At 40.5% G+C, this 8,786-nt stretch carries 11 protein-coding genes, 1 pseudogene and 1 riboswitch; of the genes and pseudogenes, 6 read left to right on the top strand and 6 right to left on the bottom strand.

Annotated features, from left to right (window positions below):
• Positions 1–14: 14 nt before the first annotated feature.
• Positions 15–470 (bottom strand): DsrE family protein, encoded by a 456-nt coding sequence (locus tag ASE74_RS15255; protein WP_008245470.1) that lies wholly within the window; start codon positions 468–470, stop codon positions 15–17.
• Positions 471–489: 19 nt separating this feature from the next.
• The gene (locus ASE74_RS15260) at positions 490–1,575 is read right to left on the bottom strand and encodes a c-type cytochrome (RefSeq protein ID WP_082458796.1); all 1,086 of its coding nucleotides are present in this window, start codon (positions 1,573–1,575) and stop codon (positions 490–492) included.
• A 144-nt stretch (positions 1,576–1,719) separates the two neighbouring features.
• Here ASE74_RS15260 and ASE74_RS15265 point away from each other — a divergent pair, with 144 nt between their 5' ends.
• From ASE74_RS15265 to ASE74_RS15275, 3 genes are read left to right on the top strand one after another with little or no spacing between them, the layout of a single operon-like run.
• Positions 1,720–2,619: a LysR family transcriptional regulator gene (locus ASE74_RS15265; protein ID WP_055910874.1), complete on the top strand. Its 900-nt coding sequence runs from the start codon at positions 1,720–1,722 to the stop codon at positions 2,617–2,619.
• Complete coding sequence (locus ASE74_RS15270) at positions 2,612–3,118, top strand: hypothetical protein (protein ID WP_055910875.1); 507 nt, start codon at positions 2,612–2,614, stop codon at positions 3,116–3,118. Before ASE74_RS15265 ends, ASE74_RS15270 begins: the two co-directional genes overlap by 8 nt.
• 41 nt (positions 3,119–3,159) lie before the next feature.
• Positions 3,160–3,549 (top strand): YidH family protein, encoded by a 390-nt coding sequence (locus tag ASE74_RS15275; protein ID WP_008245456.1) that lies wholly within the window; start codon positions 3,160–3,162, stop codon positions 3,547–3,549.
• A gap of 160 nt (positions 3,550–3,709) precedes the next feature.
• Here the strand turns inward: ASE74_RS15275 and ASE74_RS15280 are convergent, their stop codons facing one another.
• From ASE74_RS15280 to ASE74_RS15295, 4 genes are read right to left on the bottom strand one after another with little or no spacing between them, the layout of a single operon-like run.
• Positions 3,710–5,002, bottom strand: coding sequence for a voltage-gated chloride channel family protein (locus ASE74_RS15280; protein ID WP_055910878.1), 1,293 nt, complete (start codon positions 5,000–5,002; stop codon positions 3,710–3,712).
• An 18-nt stretch (positions 5,003–5,020) separates the two neighbouring features.
• Positions 5,021–6,301 (bottom strand): phosphopyruvate hydratase, encoded by a 1,281-nt coding sequence (gene eno / locus ASE74_RS15285; RefSeq protein ID WP_055910880.1) that lies wholly within the window; start codon positions 6,299–6,301, stop codon positions 5,021–5,023.
• 58 nt (positions 6,302–6,359) lie between these two features.
• Positions 6,360–6,773 carry an EamA family transporter gene (locus ASE74_RS15290; protein ID WP_008245453.1) on the bottom strand — a complete coding sequence of 138 codons (414 nt, stop codon included), beginning with the start codon at positions 6,771–6,773 and terminating at the stop codon, positions 6,360–6,362.
• Between the two features lie 4 nt (positions 6,774–6,777).
• Entirely contained in the window at positions 6,778–7,332 is a 555-nt protein-coding gene (locus ASE74_RS15295; protein WP_124910972.1) for a hypothetical protein, read from the bottom strand.
• Positions 7,333–7,374: 42 nt separating this feature from the next.
• A riboswitch (Fluoride riboswitch) is annotated at positions 7,375–7,443 on the bottom strand.
• Positions 7,444–7,670: 227 nt separating this feature from the next.
• Here ASE74_RS15295 and ASE74_RS25170 point away from each other — a divergent pair.
• The 3 genes and pseudogenes from ASE74_RS25170 to ASE74_RS15300 all read left to right on the top strand — a co-directional run.
• Positions 7,671–7,760 (top strand): four-helix bundle copper-binding protein, encoded by a 90-nt coding sequence (locus tag ASE74_RS25170; protein ID WP_235526110.1) that lies wholly within the window; start codon positions 7,671–7,673, stop codon positions 7,758–7,760.
• Between the two features lie 84 nt (positions 7,761–7,844).
• Positions 7,845–8,009 (top strand): four-helix bundle copper-binding protein, encoded by a 165-nt coding sequence (locus ASE74_RS25175; protein WP_235526111.1) that lies wholly within the window; start codon positions 7,845–7,847, stop codon positions 8,007–8,009.
• Positions 8,010–8,287: 278 nt separating this feature from the next.
• A pseudogene (locus ASE74_RS15300) lies at positions 8,288–8,689 on the top strand (recombinase family protein); the annotation flags it as partial.
• Positions 8,690–8,786: the final 97 nt, after the last annotated feature.

Below are 8,786 nucleotides of genomic sequence, written 5' to 3' on the forward strand. Positions count from 1 at the left end.
TCTAATTATTTTGTTTAAGGATGTACAACTGCCCATCCCTGATATTGACGGATGATGATTTCACCATTGCCGCTGGGTACATAACTGATAAAATCAAATAAGGTATTTTTTTCGATCTTCCTTTCTCTGACGGTATTTTCACATTGTGCAAGAATTACTCCTCTGGACTGCAGTTCTAACAATGTTTTTTCAAAAGATCCGTTCTTCTGGTAAACAGCTACGCCATCTCCAAAGGCAATAAGTTCTGCATTGATTTTCCCTTTTAACCTGGGATCGTCGAGTGCATTTTTTAGGTTTCGAAGTGTTCCTGCAATCTTTTTCTCATCACCGTTATTGATTACATACAGTGCCTTATAATTTTTCAGGGTGGCTTTTGCACCTGTAAAATTAGCAGGTGTAGCTTGGGCAAAAGTGGCCGAGGTTGCTGCGATCAGCAAAAATAGTGTACAGATTAAGGTTATTTTTTTCATGATTTTAGAATTTGATAATTTATTTGGTTGTTAATTTTACTTGTTTTTTGGAGGTTACAATTGGCGCAAATGGACCATATTTATGTTGATTTTCAGAAAAGTTGTCGGCATATGGTCCGTATGGCGCATCAAAAGGTTTTTTTGACAAATCAGGGTAATCTTTTCTTTGATCTTTATGTGGTCTTGGCTGTGAGTTCACAAAAGCAGCGAGATCCCAGGCCTCCTCATCACTTAACTGCGCATCCCCATATCTGGCACCATATGGCATATTGTTCTTTACGAACCCCGCAAAGTTACTGAGTCTATACATCCCTGCGCCATCATTGTAGCTGTGTTTGCCCCATAATGGCGGATAAACATAATTTAGTTTGTCTTCATCGAGTATTCCCTCACCCGTTGCACCATGACAACTTTGACATTTACTGATATATAAAATCGCTCCATGTTTGACATTCGCTGCCCTATCCAGGTATTTTAATTTTTCGGTTCCCGTTCCAAACACTTTCTCCCCTTTTTTTACACCTGTTCCAAGCCATTTCATATAAGCCAGCATTGCCTGTATCTCTTTACCAGATTCGTCTGGTACTTTGCCTGCAAGACTTCGATTGAAGCACTCTGCAATACGTGCCGATGCAGGTTCAACCTTTCCTGATCTGCCACTCATTTTAGGAAAACTGGAAATAAAACCAGCATAATTATTTCCGAACAGTTTGGTTCCACCCTCGAGGTGACAATTCTGACAATTCATACCATTTGTAATACGGGCTATGGATCCATTTGGCCCAAAATATTTGCCCGTATGTGCTATTAATTCTTTGCCATACCTGATCATCTGGCCGTACTTGGTGTCCGCCGGAATCGTATTTTCATCAGGCGCTTTCCAGGCATCAGCAGGTATAACCTGGCTTTTGACATTAACAGCAGCTGTACCGGTTTCCACATCCTGTTTGGTTTTTGCTGTCACTACATCTGGCTGCCCATTAAAAAATAAAGTGCAGATGAAAATGGTTCCACAAGCAACAAATAGAAACGCAATGATAGCCGTTGTCCTGGCTGTATATATAAGTGCTTGTCTGATTTCTTTTTCTGTTGATTCCTTATTCATAACCAATATTTTTCTGTTACAAATGTGCATTTATTCTACGCATCAGAAAAAGCATAAAAAGTTATTGATGATAACATAAGGTTATGATGTCAGTACCCGTTGAAACAAATTGTTTGTATCTTAGGTTATCTACTAAAACCGTGTATGATAGATTTCCGTTTGCAAGTATTTTATGCTGTCGCTAAAAGGCTAAATTTTACAAAGGCCTCGACAGAGTTATTTATCAGTCAGCCTGCTGTAACCAAACACATTAAAGAATTAGAGCAGGAGTTCAAAATGTCATTATTTGAACGCAGTGGAAACAAAAAAATCAGCCTCACCCCAGCCGGCGAATTATTGTTGCATTACACAGAACAGATTTTTGGAACCTACCGGGAACTGGAATATGATATGAATCTACTTACTAAACACCATAAAGGAATATTGAGGATTGGTGCCAGCAGTACTGTGGCACAATATATCATTCCACCTGTATTGGCACAGTTTCACAATAAGTTTAAGGATATACAAATTCAACTGGTTACCGGAAATACAGAAGATGTAGAGCAGCGTTTGATTGCTAAGGAAATAGATTTTGGAATCATTGAAGGCATCTCCCGGAACCCTCAGATTAAATACGAACAATATCTAAAAGACGAGCTGGTGCTGGTGTGTTCTGGTCACAATTATGCCATGAAAAAGGAAATGATCAAACCGAATGAGTTGAAGGATTATGATTTATTACTTCGTGAACCTGGTTCTGGTACACTAGATGTTATTGCATATGCTTTAAAAGCACACCAGATAAAGGTGGGGGACTTAAATATAGAAATGCAGTTAGGTAGTACCGAAAGCATTAAATCCTATTTGATTCACAGCAAATGCCTGGCTTTTTTATCTATCCACTCCATATTGAAAGAGCTCAAGAATAATGAATGCCGCATCATAGATATCAAGGATATGGTTATCGAAAGGCCGTTTCATTTCATTCAGCTTCATGGTCAGCAGGACGCTCTGGCGGAACTATTTATGCGCTTCGCTAAAAGCTACAACTATAATGTATAGTGTTACCGAAATTTCGAGGCAATATCAGCCAGCTAAAGTGCTGCTGCTCTTTGTTTCTGAAGCTCCTGGAGGTGGCGATAAACATTTTTACCTGGGAAATACTAATCTGTTTCGAACAATTTATCTTGCATTTAGTGAGGTATTTGGCGATTTTAAATCTGTAGAAGATTTTTTGCAGTTCTTTAAAGGCACGGGATGCTTTTTGGAACATCTAACTTGTACACCTATTGATAAATCGTCAGTTAAAATCAGAAAAAACCAAAGGCAGGGGGGAATAGAGCAATTAGCTCATAAAATCAGAACATATCAACCCCGATTAATCATGATCCTAATGAAAAGCATTGAACAAGAGGTTAAAGAATCTATTGACCTATCAGGCTTATCGTTTATCGAAGAAATTGCAGTTACCTGCTATCCTGCCGGCACTGAATCAAACAGGCTTGCTTGCATCCGGGATACCAGGGTTATCATCTCCAAACTGGCATCGATATTGACATAACATGCAAAATATATTGCTTTAATATACCGATACAGAACAAGATGAAAATTCAAGATCAAGAAAATACCAAACAGCATGCAGGAGACCATTTGGCTAATGAAAGAACATTTTTGGCCTGGATCAGAACCAGTATTGGTATCATGGGATTTGGCTTCGTGGTGATGAAATTCTCGCTATTTATCAAGCAGATCAGTGCCGCACTGGGGAGTAAAGTACCCCTGCACCAAACCGGAGATTCCCGCATTATCGGGATTTTTCTAGTTGCCCTGGGAGCGATCACTATCATTTGTTCTTACTTAAGATATAATTCAACGAAAGAACAATTGAATCAGGGGGTGTATTACCACTCAACACTTTTTGTTAAAGTTTTAACCGCTTTAGTTTTCATAGCTAGTATACTTTTATTGCTCTACCTTATTAAAACAACATAGGCAGTTAAATCATCTGTACTTGATGCTTTAGAAAAGAGAGGAAGGAAAGCGGTCGATATAGCGTTGTTTTTTGATATAAATTGCTGATTGCATTGGTCAAGGATCTTATAAAAATTTCACCTCTTTATGATAATCCACAGGAACAGGATAAGTCAATATTTTATGTTCCCGTAAATATTTTGGGTACCGCAATACGCTGTGAAGAATATATACCTGAATGGCCACTGAAAAAATAGGCTGTAAAACAGGCTACCGCAAAAAACATGGTGTATTCACTACCAAAAAGTTCTATACCCATAATCGTACAGGCAAGGGGTGTATTCGTTGCACCAGCAAAAACAGCAATAAATCCAAGGGCAGCAAACAAACTAACTGGAGCATTTAATAAGGTCGAAAGTGCATTGCCTAATGTTGCGCCAATATAAAACAAAGGCGTTACCTCACCACCTTTAAATCCAGTTCCTAATGTTAAAGTTGTGTAAATGGTCTTCCATAACCAGCTCCAAGTATCTGCTCCGCCAGGCTGAAAAGCAGAGGGAATTGTAACGGCTCCTTGGTATTCGCTATCCACGCCCAAACTTAAGTAATCCGGTTTCCCGATGGCGTAAGTCAAGCCTATAATAATCAGACCACCGATAACAGGAATAAGCCACTGGATCTTACATACTTTAGAAAAAAAGGCCTTGATCTCATGCACCATTACAGCAAACAGGTAGCTGGCCAGACCAAACAATGTGGATGCTAGAATAACCTTACTAAGCAGGAGTAGGTTTACCGGCAGGTATTCAGATAGAAAGTAGGCACTTTTCTCTATGAGATCGATGTGATAAGCGGTATGATGGATGCCCCAGGCAGAGACAGTAAGATCACCAAGCACGCTGGCAATTAATGCGGGAAGTAAAGCCTTGTACTCTATTCTTCCAATGGCCAGAACTTCCATTGCAAATATGGCACCGGTGAGCGGTGTTCCGAACACCGCCCCAAACCCGGCTGCAATTCCCGCGGTAAGGAGCATCTTGGTGTCTACCTCATTTAGCTTAAACCAGCGGCTAAACATTCCTGCGATGCTTCCTCCGATTTGTACCGCGGTTCCCTCTCTTCCAGCCGATCCGCCAAACAAATGGGTAATCACTGTAGTTATTAAGATTACTGGCGCCATCTGCCTGGGCACTCCACCACCCGGCCTATGGATTTCATCCATGATCAGGTTATTTCCTTTTTCTGAGGACCTACCAACTGACTGATAAATCAGGTGGATCACAATACCTGCTAAAGGTAGCAGAAAAATGAGCCAGGTATGCTGAAAGCGAAAGTGAATGGCCCAGCCTAGCAGCCAAAGGAACAAGGCAACCATACTTCCTATTGCAATGGCAACAGGAAGTATAAGCAGCGTCCATCGAACCGCATATTTAAAAACCGAAAGGTGTTCAAATAAAAATTTATTATGTTTCATTGTAGGTTAGCGGCTGATTTATAATTTTTTATAAAAAGTATTGATTCCTGCAAATGATGCCCTATCACCAAGTTCTTCTTCTATCCGAAGCAACTGGTTAAATTTAGATACCCTTTCAGAGCGGCAGCCACTTCCTGTTTTGATGTGCCCCGCACCGGTAGCGACAACCAGATCCGCAATTGTCGTGTCTTCAGTTTCACCACTGCGGTGAGAAATAAAGCAATTGTAACCGTTTTTTTGGGCTAGTTCTACGGCCTTTAGCGTTTCGGAAACTGTACCGATCTGGTTCAATTTAATCAGTACGCTGTTTGCAATGCCCTGGTCGATTCCCTGCTGGATAATACTCGGGTTGGTGCAGAATATATCATCTCCAACCAATTCCACTTTGTCTCCCAAAAGGCTGGTCAGCTTTTTCCATCCCTCCCAATCGTTTTCGCCCAACCCGTCTTCCAACAGGATAATTGGGTACTCTTTTAACCATCCTTCCCAAAAGCCAATCATTTCATCTGTTGTGATCCGTTCTTTAGAACTTTTATAAAATTCATATTTTCCATTATTCCACATTTCGCTGGTCGCTGGGTCAAGACAAAGGGAAATATCCTTGCCTGGAGCAAAACCGGCAATATGTATCGCTTCCATGATGATTTGGACGGCTTCCTCATTAGAACTCAGATTTGGCGCAAACCCACCTTCGTCACCAACTCCGGTATAATAGCCTTTCGCTTTTAGCAGACTTCTCAGGGAATGAAAAACAGCTTCGCCCATACGGATACTTTCCTTAAACGAGGGGGCGTTATGAGGGGCAATCATAAATTCCTGAAAATCGATGTTGTTATCAGAATGCCTTCCCCCATTAATGACATTCATGCACGGTACGGGCATTACGTAACCTTCCCTTTCCACTAGCTGCCTATACAAGGGAACCCCTTTTGCAACGGCCGAAGCCCGGGCGAAGGCGATTGAGGCCGCAAGCATCGCATTTGTGCCGAGCCTTGATTTATTCTCGGTTCCATCCAGACCAATTATATGATCATCGAAGGCCTGCTGACCCTCAAAGGATAAGCCGGTGACTGATTTGCCGACTTCGACGTTAATCCCTTTTACTGCTTTTTCCACGCCTTTACCATTATAGCGCTCTGGATCACCATCTCTAAGCTCTACGGCTTCTTTTTCACCCGTACTTGCCCCGGATGGAGAAATACCCCTTGCTGTTGTTCCGTTAAGAGTGACTTCTACTTCTACTGTCGGATTGCCCCTGGAATCCAAAATTTCACGGGCACGAATTTTAGTTAATTTCATAGTTTTTTGTTTTATATTGATTTTTAGTATTTCGGTTGCTTACAAATAATTGAGTTTCTCAAAAGATCAAAACCAGTGTTCCCCCAATGATCAGCAGGGCACCAAAGAATACTTTCAGGGTAAGAGCTTCTTTCAGGAACACCATTGCAAGTATAATAGTTAGGGCAACACTCAACTTATCAACAGGGGCGACCTGGGACACTTTCCCGATCTGCAAAGCCTTGTAGTAGAATATCCAGGACAAGCCGGTGGCAAGGCCAGATAAAAAAAGAAATAGCAGGTTATGCTTTGACAGTTCCGTAATTCCTTTAAGTTCGCCTCTGGCCATTACGATCCCCCAGGCTACAATCAGTATTACCACCGTTCGTATGGCAGTAGCCAAATCAGAATTGACATTGGTTACGCCGACTTTTGCAAAGATGGCAGTAAGGGAAGCAAAGAAAGCTGATAATAGCGCGTAGATCCACCACATAGTTTTATGTTAATTTTCCGTTATTGAATAATTCCAAAGTAAATGAGTACAAGAACCGTTGCTCCGGCAATGATCCGGTAAATGCCGAACCAGCGGAAAGAATGCTTTTGAAGATAGGTGATGAAAGAGCGGATGGCCATCCATACATCCCACCCGCACCTGCTTTACTTAAATGAATGATCGTAGTTAGATTCGGTTCATGGGAAGGGCGTAGACGCTTAACGGTGTTTTTAATCAGTCCTGAAGCAATCTGATCTGCACTAGCAACTAGTAGCGCAATGGTAATAAGAACCTGCCAAATTTTTTTGCAGAAATTCTGGAAGAGGCAATAAATAATGAAGGCATAAAAAGGAAGCCAAAAACGCTTATCACTGGCCCAGTACATGATCGTATCCCAGAATGCATTATGGTGCTGATTTATCCACAAGAACCATTCAGTTTCAACCGGCAGGACCATTGCTAACACTGATCTCACTTTGGCAGACAGACAAAGTAAGACAAGCGCAATTAAGATAGCTGCCAGCAATAAGAGTTGAGAATTTATTTTTAATTTTTTCACCTACAATACTTTGACCGGCAGATTTTATTACCTGCTGGAATTTCTATTGTAGGCGCCATCAGCTTTTGAAAAAAGCGGTTGAATCGGAAGGACACCATTTCCGTATTGCAAATATAATACTAATAAAATGATGTGCAAAATCTTAAAGTAGGTGTTGAGAATTTAATTTATCACTATTCCTCCTTATTTGAATACGAGAACCAGTTTCTTATTCTTCTACCGTTTAAACAAGCATCATATCACGGGATTAAAGCTTTTCTTAAACAAAATGAAACCGCCTGGAAATAACCATGTTATCTATATAGGAATTTTTTTTATAACCCTAAAAAATTAAAGTTATGGGATACCATGAATGGAAAAACTGTATTGATGCATGCTTAAAGTGTGCTTCAATTTGCAATCATTGTGCAAGTTCATGCACTCAGTAAGAAGACGTGAAAATGATGGCGCGGTGTATTGAGCTTGATATGCAATGTGCAGCCATCTGCTACTCTGCCGCTCAATTGATGAGTATGGGTAGCTCTTTTGCTCAAGACATTTGCCGTATTTGCGCAGATATTTGCCAGCAATGCGGAGATGAGTGTAGTAATCATCATACCCAGCATTGTCAGGAATGTGCAGATGCTTGTAAGGCTTGTGCGGAAGAATGCAGAAGAATGACAGGAGTAGCTGCTTAAGATGCCAATCACCGTGAGCATTAATTGATTAAGGGCAGCATTCTAGTTGCCCTTTCATTTTTATAAATAGGCAAATTTATTCCATTCATTTTATTTTCATTATTCCCTCGTTTTTCGATAATCTATCTAAAGCATAAACCGATGCCTTTAAACAAATCAAACCTATCCTCATTAACCCTGAAATATCTTTTCTCTTTTAGCCGATTATCATAAACCCGTTCCATTAATCAAAATGATTTTTCTATTTTTGATAATGAGTTTTTGATAATAAAAATAATATGAAAATAGGCTACGCAAGAGTAAGTACTGCAGACCAAAATTTAGATCTTCAATTCAATGCGCTGACAGATTATGGATGCACGACAATATATCAGGAAAAGATTTCCGGCAAGAATACAGACAGACCCGAACTAAAAAATCTTTTGGCGACTCTTCGTAAGGATGATCAGGTAGTCGTTTGGAAATTGGATCGTCTTGGACGTTCTCTTCGTGACCTAGTAGATCTTGTTGCTGTGTTCAATGAAAAAGGAGTAAATTTCGTTAGCCTACATGATCACATTGATACTACAACAGCTACAGGAAGATTTACATTTAATATTTTTGCTTCATTAGCAGAGTTTGAAAGGGAAATTATCCGGGAACGTACTAAAGCGGGGCTCGTTGCAGCAAGAGCTAGAGGTTGATTATTCCGAACAAAGTACACCACATTCCGAGGCATAGTGCACCAGTTTGGTTCTGGCTTTAGCACTAACTTTAAACCATATCACTTTTGGACAA

Origin of the sequence: Pedobacter sp. Leaf216 (genome assembly GCF_001421515.1) — a bacterium.
Classification (GTDB): Bacteria; Bacteroidota; Bacteroidia; order Sphingobacteriales; family Sphingobacteriaceae; genus Pedobacter.